This window comes from Variovorax sp. GW821-FHT10D07 (assembly GCF_059415325.1).
The window spans coordinates 243,226-261,433 of the sequence record NZ_JBWKMZ010000014.1; the positions used below are offsets into that span (position 1 = coordinate 243,226).

Genomic DNA, 18,208 nt, shown 5'->3' on the forward strand with positions numbered 1-18,208 from the left:
GCCGGCGGCGCTCGAGAGCGCGCCGGCCGTTCAGTCACCGCATCCCGAACCGCCATGAAGATCACGCAGCTCGAAACCATCCGCCTCGGCGAATTCCCCAACATCCTCTGGGTGCGCCTGCACACCGACGAAGGCCTGGTCGGCCTCGGCGAGACCTTCATGGGCGCCGAGGCGGTCGAGGCCTATCTGCACGAGTGGGGCGCCCACAAGCTGCTGGGCACCGACCCGCTGGCGATCGAGGCGCGCAACCGCGACCTCACGGGCTACCTGGGCTGGCGCGGGTCGGGCGTGGAGACGCGCGGCAACTCGGCCGTGGACATCGCGCTGTGGGACCTGTTCGGCAAGGCCGCGAACATGCCGGTGCACACCGCGCTCGGCGGCAAGAGCCGCGACGCGATCCGCATCTACAACACCTGCGCGGGCTACCAGTACATCCGCAGCGCCGCGAACCAGACCAGTTCCAACTGGGGCATCGGCAACGCGGCCGGCCCCTACGAGGACCTGCAGGGCTTCCTGCACCATGCCGACGAGCTGGCCGAGTCGCTGCTGTCGGAGGGCATCACGGCGATGAAGATCTGGCCCTTCGATCCGGCGGCCGAGCGCAGCCACGGCCAGTACATCAGCAACGCCGACCTCGACGCGGCGCTCGAGCCGTTCCGCAAGATCCGCGGCGCGGTCGGCAAGCGCATGGACATCATGGTCGAGTTCCACAGCCTCTGGCGGCTGCCGATGGCGCAGAAGATCGCGCGCGCGCTGCAGGAGTTCGACACCTTCTGGCACGAGGACGCGATCCGCATGGACAGCCTCGACCTGTTGAAGCAGTACGCCGTCGACTGCAAGGCGCTGGTCTGCGCCAGCGAGACGCTGAGCTACAAGTGGGGCTTCAAGGACTACCTGCAGACCGGCGTGGCCGGCGTCGCGATGCTCGACCTGAGCTGGTGCGGCGGCCTCACCGAGGCGCGCAAGATCGCGGCCATGGCCGATGCCTGGCAGCTGCCGGTGGCGCCGCACGACTGCACCGGCCCGGTGGTCTGGTCCGCATCGACGCACCTGAGCCTGCATGCGCCCAACGCGTTGATCCAGGAGAGCGTGCGCGCCTTCTTCACGGGCTGGTACCAGGGCCTGGTGACCGAGCTGCCGAAGGTCGAGAACGGCATGATCAGCCTCAACGACAAGCCGGGGCTGGGGCTCGAGCTGCTGCCCGACCTGCACAAGCGCGCCGATGCGATGGTGCGGATCTCGAAGGCCTGAGCGGGCGCGTCGTCAGTCGGTGCGCAGCCGCAGCAGCGCGCGCACGAAGCCGTGGTCCGAGCGCGAGCGGTCGCGCCCCTCGTGCAGGTGGTCGTTGAAGTAGTCCACGCGCCGCACGTCGCCCAGGCTGTGGCGGCTGCCCGCGATGAACTCCTCGCTCACCAGGATCTGGTCGAGCACCTCCGGGTAGCCCTGGTGCACGTGCGAATAGGCCACGTCCTTCTTGAGCGCGGCCTCGCCCTGCATCTCGTAGGCATTGAACAGCGCCACGTCGCGCGCCGCCTTGTCGTAGGCCACCTCGGAGGTGGCCGCCACGAGCTGCGTGGTCACGCTGTGCGGGTTGTCGTTGAAGTCGCCCATCACCACCAGCGGCACGTTGGTGCCCTGCAGCAGGTCGATCACGATGCAGCGCAGGGCCGCGGCCTCGGCGCCGCGCATCAGCAGCGAGCGCAGCGAGGCCATCGCGCCCACCTTGCGGTCGTCGCGGTCCTCGAGGTGGTTGCCCTGCGCGTCCTGCAGGAACTTGGGCCGCTTCGACTTCAGGTGCACCGTCAGCACGTGCACGGCCTGGCCGTGCTTCATGCGCAGCGTGGCCAGCAGCGGCGGGCGTTCGAAGCGGGTGTGCGGCCCGAGGCCCGGCACCTCGACGCCGAAGCCCGGCGGGAAGTCGACGAAGGACTGGATGCGGTCGACCTTGAGCCGCGTGGCGATGCCCACGCGCGGCGTGCCCTGCGCGCCGGGGCGCGGCGGCAGGCCGGGCTGGGCGGGCGTGTTCTCGGCACCGGGCACGGCCACGAAGTCGTAGCGCAGGCCGCTGCGGTGGAGGGCGGCCTTCAGCGCCGCCTCGTCCCAGACCTCCTGCACCGCGAGCACGTCGGCATTGAGCGCATGGAAGCGCTCGCCGAGCCAGTCGATCTTGCGTTCGTACTCGCGCTCGTTGTAGGCGTCCTGGTTCTCGTAGTACACGCGGTGCGGGTTCGCGAGATTGAGCAGATTGCAGGTGGCCACGAAGAGGGTGGCGAAGTTCGGCGGGATGTACTGCATGGCGACGATTGTGTCCGGAAGGTGTTTCAGCCCCCGAACGGCCATGAAAAAGGGCGCCGAAGCGCCCTCTGTTCTGCGTGCGTCGTGCCTCAGCGGCCGAACGAACGGCCACCGCCGCCGCCCGAGCGGCCACCGCCGCCGCCGTAGCCGCCGCCACCCGAACGGCCACCGCCGCCCGAACGGTTGCCGCCGCCGTAGCCACCGCCACCCGAGCGGCCGCCGCGTCCGCGGCCGCCACCCATGTGGTCGACGCTGGTGCGCAACGGATCGGGCTGGCCGGCCGCGCCGGTGATCGCCTCGGCGCGCAGGTGCGCGACCTGGTTGGCCTGGGTCGGGCTGTGGCTGTTGCCGTGATGGCGCGGCTGGCGCTCGTCGTGCGGCTGATGGTTCTGCTGCGGGTGCGCCGCCGCATGGTGATGCGGACGCGGCTGGCCCTGCGGTGCGCGGCCTTGCGGCGCGCGATTGCCCGGTCCCTGGCCCTGGCCGCGCGGGGCCTGCTGGCCACCGCCGCCATTGGCGCTGCGGCCCTGGCCGGCACCGTTGCCGCCACCGCCGCGGCGCTGGCCATTGCCACCACCGCCGCCGCCGCCCTGGCTGGCCTTGTTGTCGCGGATGCGCTGCATCATCTCGCCGCGCGCCGCCTTGGCGGCCGCCTGCATGACTTCGCGGCTCGGCGGACGGCCGGCGCCGCCCCAGATGGTCTGGCGGCCCATGGCGATCGGCTCGGCGCGCTCGCCTTCCTCGGGACCGAAGCCCTCGATGACCTGCACGGGGATCGTCTGCTTGGTGAAGCGCTCGATCTCCTGCATGAAGCCTTCCTCGTCGAGGCAGACGAAGCTCACGGCCTCGCCGCTCGAACCCGCGCGGCCGGTGCGGCCGATGCGGTGCACGTAGTCTTCGCTGACGTTCGGGATCTCGTAGTTCACGACGTGCGGCAGCTCGTCGATATCGATGCCGCGGGCCGCGATGTCGGTGGCCACCAGCGCGCGGATGTCGCCGCTCTTGAAGCCGGCCAGCGCCTGGGTGCGCGCGCTCTGGCTCTTGTTGCCGTGCAGCGCCATCGCCTCGATGCCGTTCTTGGTGAGGAATTCGGCCACGCTGTTGGCGCCGAACTTGGTGCGGGTGAACACCAGCACCTGGCTCCACTGGTGCTCGTTGATGATGTGCGCGAGCAGCGCCTTCTTCTTGCCGCGGCCCACGGGGTGGACCACCTGCGTGATGCGCTGCACCGTGGTGTTGCGCGGCGTGACCTGGATGCTCTGCGGGTTGCGCAGCAGGCCGTTGGCCAGTTCGCGGATCTCGTCGCTGAAGGTGGCCGAGAACAGCAGGCTCTGCTTCTGGGCCGGCATCAGCGCCAGCACCTTCTTCACGTCGTGGATGAAGCCCATGTCGAGCATGCGGTCGGCTTCGTCGAGCACCAGGATCTGCACGGTCGACAGGTCGAGCATGCCCTGCTGCTGCAGGTCGAGCAGGCGGCCGGGAGTGGCCACCAGGATGTCGACGCCGCGCTTGAGGCGGTCGATCTGCGGGTTCATGCCCACGCCGCCGAAGATCACGGTCGAGCCGAGCTGCAGGTACTTGCCGTAGTCGCGCACCGATTCCTCGACCTGCGCCGCGAGTTCGCGGGTGGGCGTGAGCACCAGGGCGCGGATGCCGATGCCGCCGAACTTGTTGGTGGCGCTGCGGCTCATGGTGAGCTTGTGCAGCATCGGCAGCGTGAAGGCGGCGGTCTTGCCGGTGCCGGTCTGGGCGCCGCCGAGAAGGTCGTGGCCCTCGAGGACGGCCGGAATGGCCTGGGCCTGGATCGGGGTGGGGGTCTCGTAGCCTTGCTCGTGCACGGCCTTCAAGATGGCCGGAGCCAACTTCAGTTCATCAAAAGTCATTGTGTGAAACAACAAGCGCCATACACGGCGCGGTGACATCGGCCCGCTCGGCGTCTTTCGTTCTTGTGACGCGAGCCAGTCAAGGCTGATGAAGGTCAGGAGTGGGAGCCCGAAAAACCGACTTGCGGAAGGGTTTTCTTCGTCCCCGGCAGAGAGCCGGTGTGCGGGCAACTGGACCCGGCACGGTGGCGATTGTCGCATGAGTCGATAATCACTGCTTTTCGCGCTCCGTTTCCGCGATTCCGCGCGCCGGGCCTGCCGCCGTCTTCCAGGGGCTTCCTCCAGGGGATTTCGGCTTTTTCCGGCTTTCGCCACCTCAGCAATCAGCAGTCCTACACAGAAGATGGCCCAGTACGTCTACACCATGAACAGAGTCTCCAAGACCGTGCCGCCCAAGCGGCAGATCTTGAAAGACATCTCGTTGTCCTTCTTTCCCGGCGCCAAGATCGGCGTGCTCGGCCTGAACGGCTCGGGCAAGTCCTCGCTGCTCAAGATCATGGCCGGCGTCGACAAGGAGATCGAGGGCGAAGCCATTCCGATGGCCGGCCTGTCGATCGGCTACCTCGAGCAGGAGCCCAAGCTCAATCCCGAGCACACGGTGCGCAACGCGATCGACGAGGCCATGGGCGAGGTCAACGCCGCCAAGGCGCGTCTCGAGGAGATCTATGCCGCCTACGCCGAGGAAGGCGCCGACTTCGACGCGCTGGCGGCCGAGCAGGGCGAGCTCGAGGCGGTGATTTCCGCCGCCGGCACCGATTCCGAGCACCAGATCGAGATCGCGGCCGACGCGCTGCGCCTGCCGCCGTGGGACGCGAAGATCGGCCTGCTGTCGGGTGGCGAGAAGCGCCGCGTGGCGCTGTGCAAGCTGCTCTTGTCCAAGCCCGACATGCTGCTGCTCGACGAACCCACCAACCACCTGGACGCCGAATCGGTCGAGTGGCTCGAAGTGTTCCTGCAGCGCTTCACGGGCACCGTGGTGGCCATCACCCATGACCGCTACTTCCTCGACAACGCCGCCGAGTGGATCCTCGAACTGGACCGCGGCCGCGGCATTCCATGGAAGGGCAACTACAGCACCTGGCTCGAGCAGAAGGGCGAACGCCTGGCGCAGGAGCAGAAGAGCGAGGAAGCCCACGCCAAGGCCCTGAAGAAGGAACTGGAGTGGTCGCGCCAGAACCCGAAGGCCCGCCAGGCCAAGAGCAAGTCGCGCCTGGCCCGCTTCGAGGAGCTGAGCGACGTCGAATACCAGAAGCGCAACGAAACGCAGGAAATCTTCATTCCGGTGGCCGAGCGCCTGGGCAGCCAGGTGATCGAGTTCAAGGACGTGAGCAAGAGCTTCGGCGACCGCCTGCTGATCGACAAGCTGAACTTCAACATTCCCGCGGGTGCCATCGTCGGCATCATCGGCCCGAACGGCGCCGGCAAGTCCACGCTGTTCAAGCTGATCGCCGGCAAGGAACAGCCCGACAGCGGCGAGGTGGTGGTGGGCCAGACCGTGAAGATGGCCTTCGTCGACCAGCACCGCGACGAACTGGCCAACAACAAGACCGTGTGGGAAGACATCTCGAACGGCCTGGACATCATCAACGTCGGCAAGTTCCAGATGGCCAGCCGCGCCTACGCGGGCCGCTTCAACTTCAACGGCCAGGACCAGCAGAAGAAGGTCGGCAACCTGTCGGGCGGCGAACGCGGCCGGCTGCACCTGGCCAAGACGCTGATCCAGGGCGGCAACGTGCTGCTGCTGGACGAACCCTCGAACGACCTGGACGTGGAAACGCTGCGCGCGCTCGAAGACGCGCTGCTCGAGTACGCGGGCACCGTGCTGGTGATCAGCCATGACCGCTGGTTCCTCGACCGCATCGCCACCCACATCCTGGCCGCCGAAGGCGACTCGCAGTGGGTGTTCTTCGACGGCAACTACCAGGAGTACGAAGCCGACAAGAAGAAGCGCCTGGGCGAAGAGGGCGCCAAGCCCAAGCGCGTGCGCTTCAAGGCCCTCAAGTAAGGCCTGCTGCGGCCTTCGTCAGGCTGGCTTGACCAGGGCGCGCGGTTCCGCAAGGGGCCGCGCGTTTTTTTCATCGTCGGCCGCGAACACCTCGCGGGCGGCGCTCAGGCCGTTGAGCGCGGCGGGGAAGCCCGCGTACACGGCCATCTGCATGATCACCTCGATCACTTCCTCGCGCGTCACGCCGACGTTGAGCGCGCCCTGGATGTGCACCTTGAGCTGCGGCGCCGCATTGCCCATGGCGGTGAGCGCGGCCACCACCGCGATCTCGCGCGAGCGCAGGTCCAGGCCGGGGCGCGAATAAACGTCGCCGAACGGGAACTCGATCAGCAGGCGCGCGAAATCGGGTGCGATGTCGGCCAAGCCTTCGACGACCTTGATGCCGCCTTCACCGTCGATCTGCTGCAGTTTCGCGAGACCGCGCGCGTAGCGCTCGCCGGTCGGCTGGTTGGTCGTCGTCGGATGGATTGGGTGCTGCATGTTTCTTCCTCTTCGTTGAAGCCGGGGCGATGCCCGATGAAGAGGGACGCCGGGCCTCGATCCCGCGGTAGTGCTCGATCTTGTGCGCCAGCGCCTGCATCGATTGCTGCAGCGCCTCCACCTTCGAGCGAACCTCGGCGAGATGCGATTCGAGCATCGCGCGGCGTTCGCCGATGCTCGCGTCCCCCTGACTGCGAAGCCCGGCGAAGGCCTGCATGCCCTGGATGGGCATGCCGGTCTCGCGCAGGCGCAACAGGAAAGCGAGCCATTCCATGTCGGCGGCGGCATAGCGGCGCTGGCCGCCGGGTGCGCGCGACACGGCTGCTATCAGGCCTATGCGTTCGTAATAGCGCAGCGTGTGGGCCGTGAGGCCGGTGCGTCGTGCCACTTCCGCGATGCTCAGGTTGCTTTCCATGGGGGAATTCTCGAAGTTGGAGCGCGCTCTAAGTCAAGCGCTTTTCGCATCTTCCTCCGATGCGGCGATTCAGGGGACGAGTTCGGCCTCGATCCAGCCGCGCAGGCTGTTGACGAAGGCCAGCGCGGTCACGCGCGAGAGCTGCTCGCGCCGCACCGTCTGCTCGACCAGCGAGCCCTCGGCCAGCCGCTGCGCGCGCCCGATGCCGGGCAGCAGGCCGCAGCGCAGCGGCGGCGTGACCCAGCGGCCGTCGTCCAGGCGCAGCGCGATGTTGCCGCGCGTGCATTCGGTGAGTTCGCCTTCGCGGTTCCACAGCAGCGTGTCGAAGGCCTCGGGCAGGGTCGGCGCGAAGGCCTCGTAGTGCGCGCGGCGCGTGGTCTTGAAGCGCGTGAACTCGCTGTGCGCCTCGTCGAAGGGGCGGTCGGCCAGCTGCAGCTTCACGCGGTGGGACGCAGCGCCCATTTCATGCGCTTCGGCGCGTGGCAGGCCCCGCGCATCGAGCAGCAGACGCACGCGCCAGGTGCCTTCGGCATGCGCATCGCGCAGCGATTGCAGCGCTGCCTCGACGCGTGCGGCATCCCAGGCGAAGCCGAAGTGGGCGGCCGCGCCGGCCATGCGTTCGATGTGCAGCGGCGCATCGCGCAGCGTGCCGTCGACCAGCGCCAGCGTTTCGAGCAGTTCGAAGCCGGGCGCCTCGGCGACTGCGGCCGCGCCCAGGAAGGCCCGCTTGTGGCCCCACTCGGCCCATTCGGCGTCGGCCGTGGCATCGGCCGTGATGCCGCTGCCGATGCCGCAGCGTGCCTGGCCGCCGCGCAGCGTCACGGTGCGGATCGGCACGTTGAAGGTCGCATGCCCACCGGGCCGCAGCACGCCGACCGCGCCGCAGTACACGCCGCGTGGCGCCTGCTCGAGCTCACGGATCAGCCGCATCGCCGCCACCTTGGGCGCGCCCGTGACCGAGCCGCAGGGGAACAGCGCGTGGAACACGTCGACCAGCGAGGTGCCGGGCCGAACCGCTGCTTCCACGTCCGAGGTCATCTGCCACACGGTGGGCAGCGCCTCGGTGTGGAACAGCCGCGGCACGCGCACCGAGAAGGGCTGCGCGATGCGCGACAGGTCGTTGCGCAGCAGGTCCACGATCATCACGTTCTCGGCCCGTTCCTTCGGCACGCTGCGCAGCCGTTGCGCCTGGGCCTCGTCCTCGGCCGGCGTCGCGCCGCGCGGCGCGGTGCCCTTCATCGGGCGCGCGAGGATGCGCTCGCCGTGCCAGTCGAAGAACAGCTCGGGCGACAGCGACAGCACCTGTTCCTCGCCGCTGTCGATGAAGGCCGCGTAGCCCGCGGGCTGGTTGAGTCGCAGCGCGGCGAACAGGGCCAGCGGGTCGCCGGCGTATTCGCCGAGCAGCGGTGCCGTGTGGTTGATCTGGTAGAGGCCGCCGGCGGCGATCGCCGCGTGGATGACTTGCATCTGCCGATCGAAGTCGATGCGCGAGAGGCTGTCGCGCCAGGCGATCGGCGGGCTGGAGGGAGAGGGCGGGGCTTCCTCGGGCCAGGGCTGGGTCTGGTCGTGCACGCCGAACCACGCTAGCGCACTGCCATCGCCCGCATGCGTCTCGAACGCGGCATCGAAGGCCGCGGCCGCCTCGTAGCGCAGGTAGCCCACGCACCAGTGGCCCGCGCGCGCCAGCGCCTCGGCCTGCGCGAGCACGGGCCGCACTTCGGCCAGGCTGCGCGCCACGAGCGTGCGGGAAGGGGCGCCGAACGCCAGGCGCAGCCGTTGCGCGCCATCGGTGCGCGGGTCGGCGAAGTCGATCAGGGTGGACACGATGGGTCTTGGGAAAAGGCAACGGCGCCCGCCGACGCCGCGTACCGGTCAGCGCGGTGCGGAGGGCGAAGGCGAGAGCGGTGGCGACGGTGGCATCGCGGGGCCGGCCGGCGCACCGGCGCCGCGCGCCAGCGCCCGCTTGCGCACCGCATAGATGTTGTTGCGCAGCGCATAGAGCTCGTCGGCATACGACAGCGGCACCGCCACGCGGTTCACCACGCGGTCGAGCTCGTCGAGCTCCTTCGTGAGCTCGGCCGGATCGCCGCGCTGGCCGTCGACCTTGCCCTCGATGTCGCGCAGCCGCGCATACCAGCGGAACACGCGGCGGCGCACGCGGAACTGGTAGAGCGGCGGCACCACGCGGCTCAGCGGCAGCATCAGCACCAGCAGGCCGCCGAGCACCAGCCACATGCGCTCGATCAGGTTGCTGGCCCAGAACGGCAGGTAACGCTGCCAGAACGGCGGCGTGCCGTTGATGGCGCGGTCGCCCTCGGGGCTCACTGGCAGTTCGCTGGTGCGCGTGTTCGGGAAGTCGCGCGGCCGGTTGAACCAGCCGGCACCGCCATGCAGGTGCTGCGCGGCCTGCGCGAACAGCTGGCGCAGCGCGGGATGGGTGTCCTCGCGCGACAGCAGCGAGGTGGTGGCCGCGAGCAGCGACACGTCGCCGGCCGGCAGGTCCTTCGAGAGGTCGACCACGCCGCGCGGCAGGGTCACGGCCGAGAGGAAGGGGAAGCGCCGCGTGTACGCGTCGGCCTGCACGAAGTCCATGAGCCGGATGTCGTTCGCGCGCAGCAACCGCTGCACCTGCGGCGACTGCGGCGCCGACGACAGCACGATCGCATCGAGCAGCCCGGCCTGCAGCGCTTCGGCGGCCGCAGACTGCTCTAGGTTCGACAGCAGCAGCGCATCGGGCGCGAGCCGGTTGGCATCGAGCAGCCGGCCCATGAGTTCGGGCAGGCCGCTGCCGGGCATGTCGACGTTGACGCGCAGGCCGCGCAGCTGCGTCAGCGAGGTGAGCGGGATCGGTGCGGGGGGCACGGCGGGTTGCGGTGCCGCTGTCTTCTTGCGCTCGGCACTGCGGCGACCCTTCGCGGCTGCCTTGGCCGCCTTCTTCGCCTTCTCGGCCTCCGCCGCCTGCTGCGCGATCACGCTGTCGGGCGCGCGCGTGATCGCGTCGGGCCGGTAGAACAGCCAGATCGGCTCGAAGAACAGACTGCCGAGCGAACTGAGCCCGGCCTCCTCGTCGGCCACCGGGTCGGCGCTGCCACCGCGTACGAAGCCCACGTCGGCCTCGCCCTCGCGCAGCAGCTCGAGGTTCTCCGACGAGCCCGAGGTCGGCTTGAGCGTGACCTCGATGCCGCTGAGCTTCAGCGACTCGGCATAGCGCTTGCCGAACTGCGCGTAGGCGCTGCCCGTGGGACCGGTGGCCAGCGTGACCTGCTTGGGCGGCTGCGGCTGCAGCCACCAGTAGGCGGCGATCAACAGGCCGATCACGAGGAACAGGATCGGGCCGGCGGAGGCGATCAGGTCGCGGATCGACAGCAGGATCAGCTTGAGGGTTCTCGGGAAGGCCATGGTGTCTCGTTCGTGGGGTCAGCGCGGCGCGGTGCCGAGCTCGGCGGCCGAGGGGATGTGCAGCTCGCCGACCGTCACCGAGCGCGCCGCCAGCACCGCGCGCAGGGTGGCGCGCGCGGCGACCTCGGCCGCCATGGCGCTGAGCACCGTCATGCCCGGGCCGTCGGCCGCCAGCGGCACGCGGCCGGTGGCGAGCGCGAACAGGGTGTCGCCGTCGCTCATGGTGTGCACGGGATTGATGGCGCGCGCCAGGCCGTCGTGCGCCACGGTCGCGAGCCGGTTGGCCTGCACCTTGGTCAGCACCGCGTCGGTGGCGATCACGCCGATGGTGGTGTTGGTGCCGGCCAGCAGCGGCTTGGGCAGCTCGCCGCGCAGCAGGGCGCGGCGCGTGTCGAGCAGCGCGCGGCCGTCCTCGGTGCGCGCGCCGGCCACGGGCAGCGCGGTGTCGGGATCGATCACGTCGCCGAGCGAATTGACCGCGATCAGCGCGCCGACCGTGACGCCGCCGACCGTGACCGAGGCGGTGCCGATGCCGCCCTTCATCGCGCGTTGCACGCCGAACAGCTTGCCCACCAGCGCGCCGGTGCCGGCGCCCACGTTGCCCTCGGCCGGCGCGTCGCGGCCCGCGGCCTCGCAGGCGGCATAGCCGGCCGCGGCATCGGGCCGGATGCGGGCATCGCCCATCGGCAGGTCGAACAGCACGGCGGCGGGCACGATCGGCAAGGTGCCGAAGCGCACGTCCATGCCCACGCCGCGCTCCTCGAGCCAGCGCATCGCGCCCTCGGCCGCGGCCAGGCCCCAGGCGCTGCCGCCCGCGAGCATCACCGCGTGCACCTGCTGCACCAGGTTGCCGGGCGCGAGCAGGTCGGTCTCGCGCGTGCCGGGCGCGGCGCCGCGCACGTCGACGCCGGCCACCGCGCCTTCGCGCGTGATGATCACGGTGCAGCCGGTGGGCCGGCGGGTGTCGGAGAAGTGGCCGACCTCGATGCCGGCGACGTCGGTGATGGCACCGTCGGAAGAGGAGGGGGAAGCGTGGGAAGGCGTGGCGGACATGGCGGCCGATTATGGAACCATGCCGCGTGGCCCCTACGATGGGCGCCATGACAGTTGAAAGAAGTGGTTTCCAGTCCGGCGCGCGGCGTCATGCGGTGGTGATCGGCGCGGGCGCCGTGGGCAGCGCCACCGCCATCGAGGCCTTGCGCGCGGGCCTGCGCGTCACCGTGGTCGAGCCGGACGAGCCCGGCGCGCCGCAGGCCACCAGCTACGGTAACGCGGGCTGGCTCTCCTCGCATTCGGTGGTGCCGCCCGCGCTGCCGGGCGCCTGGCGCAAGGTGCCGGGCTGGCTGGCCGATCCGCTGGGCCCGCTGGCGGTGCGCTGGCCCTACCTGCCGCGCGCGCTGCCCTGGCTGCTGCGCTACCTGGCCTCGGGCGCCACCGAGGCGCGCGTGCAGCGCATCGCCGACGCGCTGCGCACCTTGCTGGTGGATGCACCGGCGCTGCATGCGCGGCTGGCGGCCGAGGCCGGCGTGCCGCAACTGATCGAGCAGCGCGGCCTGCTGCATGCCTACCGCTCGCGCGCCGAGTTCGAGGGCGATGCGCTGGCCTGGCGCGTGCGCGCGCGCACCGGCGTGCGATGGAGCGAGTGGGATGCCGACGAACTGCGCCGGCAGGAGCCCGACCTCGATGCGCGCTACACGCTCGGCATCCACGTCGGCGAGGCCGGCCACTGTCGCGACCCGGGCGCCTACGTGGCGGCGCTGGCCGCGCATGCGCGTGCGCTCGGCGCCGACCGCGTGGCCGCGCGCGCCACCGGTTTCCGCATCGAGGGCGGGCGATTGCGCGCCGTGCGCACGGAAGCCGGCGAGATCGCCTGCGACACCGCCGCGGTCTGCGCCGGCGCGCGCTCGGGCGCCCTGGCCGCCGCGGCCGGCTCGCCGGTGCCGCTGGAATCGGAGCGCGGCTATCACGTCGTGCTGCCGAAGGCCGCGGTGGGCCCGCGCACGCCGGTGATGGTGGCCGACGGCAAGCTCATCGCGCACTGGATGAACGGCGGCCTGCGCGCCGCCGGTCAGGTCGAGATCGCGGGGCTCGAGGCCGCGCCCGACTGGCGCCGCGCCGAGATCCTGCACCAGCACCTGCGCTCGATGTTTCCCGCGCTCGCCGACGCGCCGCCCGAAGGGGCCGAGGTGCAGCGCTGGCTCGGCCATCGCCCGAGCCTGCCCGACGGCCTGCCCTGCATCGGCCCCGCCGCCGGCAGCGCCGACGTGGTGCTGGCCTTCGGCCATGGGCATGTGGGGCTGTGCGGCTCGGCGCGCACCGGGCGGCTGGCGGCACAGGTCATGGCGGGGCTGGCGCCGGAGATCGCGCTGGCGCCGTTCGATCCGAGGCGCTTCGGGGCGTAGCGCTGCTCGCCGTCAGGCGGACGAAGAGGGCCAGCCCGCAGGGTCGCGGCGCTGATGCATGCAGCTCAGCACCACCACGCGATCGAATTCGACGAGATAGAAGACGGAATAGGGGAAGCGCCGTAGGTGGGCCCTGCGAACGTCTTCCCAGACCAGCGGCGCGCCTTCGGGCTGTCGTGCGATCCGGTGCACCACGGCCTCGACGCTGCGCGCGAACTCCGCGCCCAGGCCGGCGCGCTGCATGTCGTACCAGCCCTGCGCGTCCTGCAACTGGCGCAGCGCGCTTTCCCGAAAGAAGACGCTCAGCAAGGTCAGAGCTTCAGCGATGCCTTGACCTGGTCCCAGGGCACGACCGCCTGCGGGTCGGCACGATGCTCGGCGCGGCGGCGTGCGACCTCTTCCTGTTCGTGCGCGCTCAGCCTTTGCGATTCGGCATCGCGCGCCACGCTGTCCCACAGTTCTTCGGCCAGCTCGATGCGTTCCGCCATGCTCAGCGAAGAAAGAGCCTGCTGCAGATCGGAGCTTCCCAATTCGATCTCCCGAAAGTGGATCAACGCATCATTCTAGGCAGGCGTGCCCAAAGCCCTAAGGCCCTCAGTTCGCAGGTGCGATCGACAACACCGTGAGCGCCCCATCGACCTTGTCGGCCGTGAACTGCACCTTGTCGCCAGGCTTGACCTGCGTGAGCAGCGCCGGGTCCTTCACGCGGAAGACCATGGTCATGCCGGTCATCTCGAGGTTGGGGATGTCGCCGTGGCGCAAGGTGATCTTGTTCGCCTCGGTGTCGATCTTGCGGACCTCGCCCTCGACGGGCGGCAGGGCCGTCTGTGCGAAGGCGACGGCGGCGAACAGGAGGGCGCCGAGGGCGGCGAGCGATTTCTTCATGGTGATCGGTCTTTCTTGCAGGGTGATCGAAGGATTCATCGGTAGCTCTGGAACACGCGCGTGCCGCCATCGGCCAGCACCAGCAGCACGTCGTAGGGATCGCGCTGGTCGCCATAGGCCGGACCGTCCATGCCCGGCGAGCCGACCGGCATGCCGGGCACGGCGAGGCCCACGGCCTTGGGTTTCTCCTTGAGCAGGCGCTGGATCTCGCGCGCGGGCACGTGGCCCTCGATGGCGTAGCCGCCGACTTGGCCCGTGTGGCACGAGCCCAGCTTCTCGGGCAGGCCCAGGCGCTTGCGCGCGGCCGCGTTGCCTTCGTCGTGCACGCGCGTGGCGAAGCCGTTCCTGTTCAGGTGCTTGACCCAGTCCTGGCAGCAGCCGCAGTTCGGGTCCTTCCAGATCTCGACCATCGGCGCCGCGGCGCGCGCGGCGAAAGGCAGGGCGGCGGTGGAGGCCAGGGCCAGCATCAGTCGTCTTCTTTGCATGGGAGTTCCTTTCGGGATTTCAGGATTTGCCGGCGGCGGGCAGCACGCGGACGCGGCCGGCCATGCCGAGTTCGTAGTGGTCCTTCACCAGGCAGGCGAAGTCGAAGTCGCCGGCGCGGTTGAAGGTCCAGACCAGCTCGCCGGTCTGGCCCGGCAGCACGTGCGCCATCCAGGGCTCGTCGTGCTCCATGCCGGGGAATTTCTTCATCATGGCCGCGTGGGCCTCGATCTCGGCCGTGGTGCCGAGCACGAGTTCGTGCAGGTCACGGCCCTTGTTCTTCAAGCGCAGGCGCAGCGTGTCGCCTTCGCGCACCTCGATCACCGAGGGCGTGAACGTCATGTCGTCGGCCATCGCGATGTCGATGGTGCGCTTCACGGCACCGGGCTTGCCGACGATGCCCCAGGGCTTCTGCTCGGGCGCGAGTTCGGCCGCGCCCTTGGGCCTGGCGACGTGGTTCTCGTGCGCCAGCGAGGCGGTGGCGAAGGCCGCGAGCACGAGGCCGACGGCGGCGAGCTTGAGTGTCTTGTTCATGGATGGAACTCCAAAAAAATGAAAAGGAATGAAGCGGGTTCAGTGCTGGTGCGCGCCATGGCCTGAAGGCTTGCGCACGCTGGCATCGGGCTCGGCGGCCGACGGGGCCGGTGCCTTCGCGCGCGGGGCCGGCGGTACGTTGGCGTTCGGTACTTCGTGCGCGACCGTGCCCGGCGGATGCTTGAACCAGCCCGGGTCGCGGTAGTCGCCGGGCTTCTGGTCGCGCCGCACCTTGAGCAGCGTGAACATGCCGCCCATCTCGGCCGAGCCGAAGGGGCCGGTGCCGGTCATCATCGGCACCGTGTTGTCGGGAATGGGCATCTCCATCTCGCCCATGTCGGCCATGCCCTTGTCGCCCATCACCATGTAGTCGGGCACCAGCTTGCGGATCTTCTCGGCCACGCCCTTGTGGTCCACGCCGATCATGGTCGGCACCTCGTGGCCCATCGGCCCCATGGTGTGGTGCGCCTTGTGGCAGTGCAGCGCCCAGTCGCCTTCCTCGTCGGCGATGAACTCCATCTGCCGCATCTGGCCCACCGCCACGTCGACCGACACCTCGGGCCAGCGCGCGGTGCGCGGCACGGGGCCGCCGTCGGTGCCGGTCACCTCGAACTCGTGGCCGTGGATGTGGACCGGGTGGTTGGTCATCGTGAGGTTGCCCACTCGGATGCGCACGCGGTCGCCGCGGCGCACGTTGAGCGTGTCGATGGCCGGGAACACGCGGCTGTTGAAGCTCCAGAGGTTGAAGTCGGTCATGGTGCTGACCTTGGGCGTGGCGCTGCCGGGCTCCACGTCGAAGCTGCCGAGCAGGAAGCAGAAGTCGCGATCGACCTTCTCGATCAGCGGGTGATCGGCCTTCGGGTGCGTGACCCAGAAGCCCATCATCCCCATCGCCATCTGCACCATCTCGTCGGCATGCGGGTGGTACATGAAGGTGCCGGGGCGGCGCGCGGTGAACTCGTAGACGAAGGTCTTGCCCGGCGGGATCTGCGGCTGCGTGATGCCGCCCACGCCGTCCATGCCGTTGGGCAGGCGCTGGCCGTGCCAGTGCACGGTGGTGTGCTCGGGCAGCCGGTTGGTCACGTAGATGCGCAGCCGGTCGCCCTCGACCACCTCGATGGTCGGTCCCGGCGACTGGCCGTTGTAGCCCCACATGTTGACCTTGAAGCCCGGCGCCATCTCGCGCACCACGGGCTCGGCGACCAGGTGGAATTCCTTGACGCCGGCGTTCATGCGCCAGGGCAGGGTCCAGCCGTTGAGCGTGACGACGGGGTTGTAGAGCCGGCCGTTGGGCGGCACCAGCGGTGCGGCCGTGGCGGTGGAGCTTTGCGAGACGGGCTCGGGCAGCGCGGCCATCGAGACGCGGCTGACGGTGGTGGCGGCCACGGCCGTGGCGGCGCCCGCGAAGAAATTGCGGCGGTTCATCTCAATGTCCTCCCGCCGCGGGGGCGTCGCTGGCGGCCGCGGTCTGCAGCGCCGTCATGCCGCCGGGCGAACTGCCCGTGAGCACCAGTTGCAGGTCGGTGTCGGCCAGCCAGAAGTCGCGCTGCGCCTCGATGCCGGCGTTCACCGCGAGCATGCTCGCGCGCGTCTCGGCGAGCAGTTCCCACACGCTCGCGAGCATGCCGTTGTAGCGCAGCACCATCTCCTCGTTGACCTTCCTGCGCAGCGGCAGCACCTCGTCGCGGTAGCGCCGCGCCAGGCCATAGGCCGTGTTCCAGCCGCGCCAGGCCTCGCGCGCCTCGCTCGCGGCCAGCACGCCCACGTCGCGCACGCGCGCGGCCGACTGCATGTATTGCGCCTCGGCGCGGCCGGTGCGTGCCTGGCCCCAGTCGAACAGCGGCAGCGGCAGGTCGAGCTCGAAGCCGCGCTGCGTGGCGCGCGAACGGTCGGCGTCGTTCTCGAAGGTGGTGTTGCGCACCACGCCGAGCTCCATCGCGTTGATGACGCGCGTGGCATGCACCAGGCCCAGCGAATCGGCCACGGCCGTGTTCTGCGCCTGCGCCGAGCGCACGTCGAGCCGGTCGCGCAGCGCGCGCGCCTGCACGTCGCCGAGCTCGGGCGCGGCCTGGGGCAGCGGCGGCAGGCGGTCGGGCAGGGTGTAGGCAGTGCGCTCCCCGGCGAGGCCCAGCAGGCGCGTGAGCTGCTCGCGCGAGGCCACGGCGGCCTGTTCGGCGCGCGCGAGCTGCGCCGCGGCATCGGCCAGCAGCAGCTGTTCGCGCGTGCGCTGCAGCGCGCTCCAGTTGCCGACCTGGGCCATGCGGTGCGCGAGCTCGGCGCCGGCCTCGGCCGCCTCCCTGGCATCGCGCAGGTAGACCACGCTCTGCTGCGCCGCCACCGCGCGCACCCAGGCGCGACGCGTGTCGGCGGCCAGCAGCAGCACGCTCTGCGCGGCCTGCAGCTTGGCGGCCTCGTGGCGCTGGCCGGCCCAGCGCGCCTGCCACGGCAGCGTGACCAGGCCGATCACGTTGAAGCTCAGCATGCGTTCGAGCTCGCGTTCGCGGCCCTGCGCCAGCCGGCTGAACGAGAGCACCGGGTTCGGCAGGCTCGCGGCCTGCACGCGGTCGGCGTCGCTCAGCTGCAGGGTGGCGAAGGCGTTCTGCACGCGCGGGCCGTTGACGAGCGCGATGCGCACGGCGGCCTCGGCGTCGAGCGGCCTGGCGAGCAGCGCGTCGACGCTTTTCTGCGAGGCCTCGTCGGGCATGCGCTGGGCCGGCTGGCCCGCCATCAGGGGATTGCCCGCGACCAGGGCCTGCACGTCGGCCGTGCCGCCGTCGGGCGAGAGGCTGGCGCAGCCGGCCAGGAACAGGGCACTGGCGAATGCGAGGGCGCGCCGGGGCAGCGCGTCAGTTGTTCGACAGCGAAAGGGAAAGGGGCCGGCCAGGTGCCGGCGAACGATAGGGTTCACGCTCGATCTCCATGAGCAATACGATCGACGCCGCGAGCCGGCAAGGGCTCACCGCGGACGGACTACGGGCAGGGAGATCAGGAAATGGGCGGCTTCAAGCCCAGGAAGGGCTCGGTGCTCGCGAAGCGAGCCGCCGGGGCCGCGGGGGCGGCCTGGGGGGCATCGTGCGCGATGCCCCTGAGTTCGGTGCCGCCGAGTGCCACCGAGTGGCAGACCTGGCAGGCGGTGCAGGTGCCGCAGCCCTGGTGGCTGGCGTGGTCGCTGTCGCTGCCGTCGCCGTGGGTGTCGGCCATCGCGTGGTCGGCGTGCGAGGCGTTGTCCATGGCCGTCATGGCCATGTCGCCGGCCTCGTGGCAGTGGGCCTCGGTGGCCGCCTGTGCCACGCCGGCGACGGCCTCGGCCGCGGGCATCGAATGCCGCACCATCTCGATCGCCATCGCGTCGCCGAGCCAGCCGCGAACCGGCAGCAGGGCGATCATGAGGGCGAGGAACAGGGTGCGCATGGAGGGCCGATGATAA

The 18,208-nt window shown here is 70.3% G+C and carries 18 protein-coding genes; 3 read left to right on the forward strand and 15 right to left on the reverse strand.

What is annotated here, in order from left to right; all coding sequences use genetic code 11:
* Positions 1–54 precede the first annotated feature (54 nt).
* Positions 55–1,251, forward strand: coding sequence for a mandelate racemase/muconate lactonizing enzyme family protein (locus tag AC07PU_RS33040; protein ID WP_495322497.1), 1,197 nt, complete (start codon positions 55–57; stop codon positions 1,249–1,251).
* A gap of 12 nt (positions 1,252–1,263) precedes the next feature.
* Here the strand turns inward: AC07PU_RS33040 and AC07PU_RS33045 are convergent, their stop codons facing one another.
* Both AC07PU_RS33045 and AC07PU_RS33050 read right to left on the reverse strand, forming a co-directional pair.
* Entirely contained in the window at positions 1,264–2,295 is a 1,032-nt protein-coding gene (locus AC07PU_RS33045; RefSeq protein WP_296781330.1) for an endonuclease/exonuclease/phosphatase family protein, read from the reverse strand.
* An 89-nt stretch (positions 2,296–2,384) separates the two neighbouring features.
* Positions 2,385–4,178, reverse strand: a complete 1,794-nt coding sequence (locus AC07PU_RS33050; RefSeq protein ID WP_495322498.1) for a DEAD/DEAH box helicase — start codon at positions 4,176–4,178, stop codon at positions 2,385–2,387.
* Positions 4,179–4,521: 343 nt separating this feature from the next.
* On the opposite strand from AC07PU_RS33050, the gene ettA reads away from it, so the two are divergent.
* Entirely contained in the window at positions 4,522–6,183 is a 1,662-nt protein-coding gene (ettA, locus tag AC07PU_RS33055; protein ID WP_093340042.1) for an energy-dependent translational throttle protein EttA, read from the forward strand.
* A gap of 18 nt (positions 6,184–6,201) precedes the next feature.
* Here ettA and AC07PU_RS33060 read toward each other — a convergent pair whose 3' ends face one another.
* The 5 genes from AC07PU_RS33060 to AC07PU_RS33080 all read right to left on the reverse strand — a co-directional run bounded on the left by AC07PU_RS33060 (position 6,202) and on the right by AC07PU_RS33080 (position 11,530).
* The gene (locus tag AC07PU_RS33060) at positions 6,202–6,663 is read right to left on the reverse strand and encodes a carboxymuconolactone decarboxylase family protein (RefSeq protein ID WP_495322500.1); all 462 of its coding nucleotides are present in this window, start codon (positions 6,661–6,663) and stop codon (positions 6,202–6,204) included.
* A complete protein-coding gene (locus AC07PU_RS33065; RefSeq protein WP_495322501.1) occupies positions 6,572–7,078 on the reverse strand; it encodes a MerR family transcriptional regulator in 507 nt (168 codons plus the stop codon). The genes AC07PU_RS33060 and AC07PU_RS33065 overlap by 92 nt, the downstream gene beginning before the upstream one ends.
* Before the next feature lie 69 nt (positions 7,079–7,147).
* A complete protein-coding gene (pabB, locus tag AC07PU_RS33070) occupies positions 7,148–8,902 on the reverse strand; it encodes an aminodeoxychorismate synthase component I (protein WP_495322502.1) in 1,755 nt (584 codons plus the stop codon).
* Between the two features lie 48 nt (positions 8,903–8,950).
* Positions 8,951–10,477 (reverse strand): TAXI family TRAP transporter solute-binding subunit, encoded by a 1,527-nt coding sequence (locus AC07PU_RS33075; RefSeq protein WP_495322503.1) that lies wholly within the window; start codon positions 10,475–10,477, stop codon positions 8,951–8,953.
* A gap of 18 nt (positions 10,478–10,495) precedes the next feature.
* On the reverse strand, positions 10,496–11,530 hold the full coding sequence (locus tag AC07PU_RS33080; protein WP_398498261.1) for a P1 family peptidase: 1,035 nt from the start codon (positions 11,528–11,530) through the stop codon (positions 10,496–10,498).
* Between the two features lie 47 nt (positions 11,531–11,577).
* Between AC07PU_RS33080 and AC07PU_RS33085 the strand changes: the two genes are divergently transcribed.
* Positions 11,578–12,879 (forward strand): NAD(P)/FAD-dependent oxidoreductase, encoded by a 1,302-nt coding sequence (locus tag AC07PU_RS33085; RefSeq protein WP_495322504.1) that lies wholly within the window; start codon positions 11,578–11,580, stop codon positions 12,877–12,879.
* Between the two features lie 12 nt (positions 12,880–12,891).
* Here the strand turns inward: AC07PU_RS33085 and AC07PU_RS33090 are convergent, their stop codons facing one another.
* The 8 genes from AC07PU_RS33090 to AC07PU_RS33125 all read right to left on the reverse strand — a co-directional run bounded on the left by AC07PU_RS33090 (position 12,892) and on the right by AC07PU_RS33125 (position 18,192).
* On the reverse strand, positions 12,892–13,188 hold the full coding sequence (locus tag AC07PU_RS33090; RefSeq protein ID WP_495322505.1) for a type II toxin-antitoxin system RelE/ParE family toxin: 297 nt from the start codon (positions 13,186–13,188) through the stop codon (positions 12,892–12,894).
* Between the two features lie 2 nt (positions 13,189–13,190).
* A complete protein-coding gene (locus tag AC07PU_RS33095; RefSeq protein ID WP_495322506.1) occupies positions 13,191–13,409 on the reverse strand; it encodes an addiction module protein in 219 nt (72 codons plus the stop codon).
* A 64-nt stretch (positions 13,410–13,473) separates the two neighbouring features.
* The gene (locus AC07PU_RS33100) at positions 13,474–13,764 is read right to left on the reverse strand and encodes a copper-binding protein (RefSeq protein ID WP_093340032.1); all 291 of its coding nucleotides are present in this window, start codon (positions 13,762–13,764) and stop codon (positions 13,474–13,476) included.
* Between the two features lie 35 nt (positions 13,765–13,799).
* Positions 13,800–14,249 (reverse strand): DUF411 domain-containing protein, encoded by a 450-nt coding sequence (locus AC07PU_RS33105; protein ID WP_495322508.1) that lies wholly within the window; start codon positions 14,247–14,249, stop codon positions 13,800–13,802.
* A 19-nt stretch (positions 14,250–14,268) separates the two neighbouring features.
* Positions 14,269–14,781, reverse strand: a complete 513-nt coding sequence (locus AC07PU_RS33110) for a cupredoxin domain-containing protein (RefSeq protein WP_495322509.1) — start codon at positions 14,779–14,781, stop codon at positions 14,269–14,271.
* A 39-nt stretch (positions 14,782–14,820) separates the two neighbouring features.
* Positions 14,821–16,206 carry a multicopper oxidase family protein gene (locus AC07PU_RS33115; protein ID WP_495322510.1) on the reverse strand — a complete coding sequence of 462 codons (1,386 nt, stop codon included), beginning with the start codon at positions 16,204–16,206 and terminating at the stop codon, positions 14,821–14,823.
* 1 nt (position 16,207) lies between these two features.
* Positions 16,208–17,689 (reverse strand): TolC family protein, encoded by a 1,482-nt coding sequence (locus AC07PU_RS33120; RefSeq protein WP_495322511.1) that lies wholly within the window; start codon positions 17,687–17,689, stop codon positions 16,208–16,210.
* A gap of 77 nt (positions 17,690–17,766) precedes the next feature.
* Complete coding sequence (locus tag AC07PU_RS33125; RefSeq protein WP_093340025.1) at positions 17,767–18,192, reverse strand: hypothetical protein; 426 nt, start codon at positions 18,190–18,192, stop codon at positions 17,767–17,769.
* Between the last annotated feature and the right edge of the window lie 16 nt (positions 18,193–18,208).

Bases quoted from the DNA above. Each gene is read 5' to 3' on its own strand.
- AC07PU_RS33040 (WP_495322497.1), top strand. From the start codon at position 55: ATGAAGATCACGCAGCTCGAAACCATCCGCCTCGGCGAATTCCCCAAC.
- AC07PU_RS33045 (WP_296781330.1), bottom strand. From the start codon at position 2,295: ATGCAGTACATCCCGCCGAACTTCGCCACCCTCTTCGTGGCCACCTGC.
- AC07PU_RS33050 (WP_495322498.1), bottom strand. From the start codon at position 4,178: ATGACTTTTGATGAACTGAAGTTGGCTCCGGCCATCTTGAAGGCCGTG.
- ettA (WP_093340042.1), top strand. From the start codon at position 4,522: ATGGCCCAGTACGTCTACACCATGAACAGAGTCTCCAAGACCGTGCCG.
- AC07PU_RS33060 (WP_495322500.1), bottom strand. From the start codon at position 6,663: ATGCAGCACCCAATCCATCCGACGACGACCAACCAGCCGACCGGCGAG.
- AC07PU_RS33065 (WP_495322501.1), bottom strand. From the start codon at position 7,078: ATGGAAAGCAACCTGAGCATCGCGGAAGTGGCACGACGCACCGGCCTC.
- AC07PU_RS33075 (WP_495322503.1), bottom strand. From the start codon at position 10,477: ATGGCCTTCCCGAGAACCCTCAAGCTGATCCTGCTGTCGATCCGCGAC.
- AC07PU_RS33080 (WP_398498261.1), bottom strand. From the start codon at position 11,530: ATGTCCGCCACGCCTTCCCACGCTTCCCCCTCCTCTTCCGACGGTGCC.
- AC07PU_RS33085 (WP_495322504.1), top strand. From the start codon at position 11,578: ATGACAGTTGAAAGAAGTGGTTTCCAGTCCGGCGCGCGGCGTCATGCG.
- AC07PU_RS33100 (WP_093340032.1), bottom strand. From the start codon at position 13,764: ATGAAGAAATCGCTCGCCGCCCTCGGCGCCCTCCTGTTCGCCGCCGTC.
- AC07PU_RS33105 (WP_495322508.1), bottom strand. From the start codon at position 14,249: ATGCAAAGAAGACGACTGATGCTGGCCCTGGCCTCCACCGCCGCCCTG.
- AC07PU_RS33110 (WP_495322509.1), bottom strand. From the start codon at position 14,781: ATGAACAAGACACTCAAGCTCGCCGCCGTCGGCCTCGTGCTCGCGGCC.
- AC07PU_RS33115 (WP_495322510.1), bottom strand. From the start codon at position 16,206: ATGAACCGCCGCAATTTCTTCGCGGGCGCCGCCACGGCCGTGGCCGCC.
- AC07PU_RS33125 (WP_093340025.1), bottom strand. From the start codon at position 18,192: ATGCGCACCCTGTTCCTCGCCCTCATGATCGCCCTGCTGCCGGTTCGC.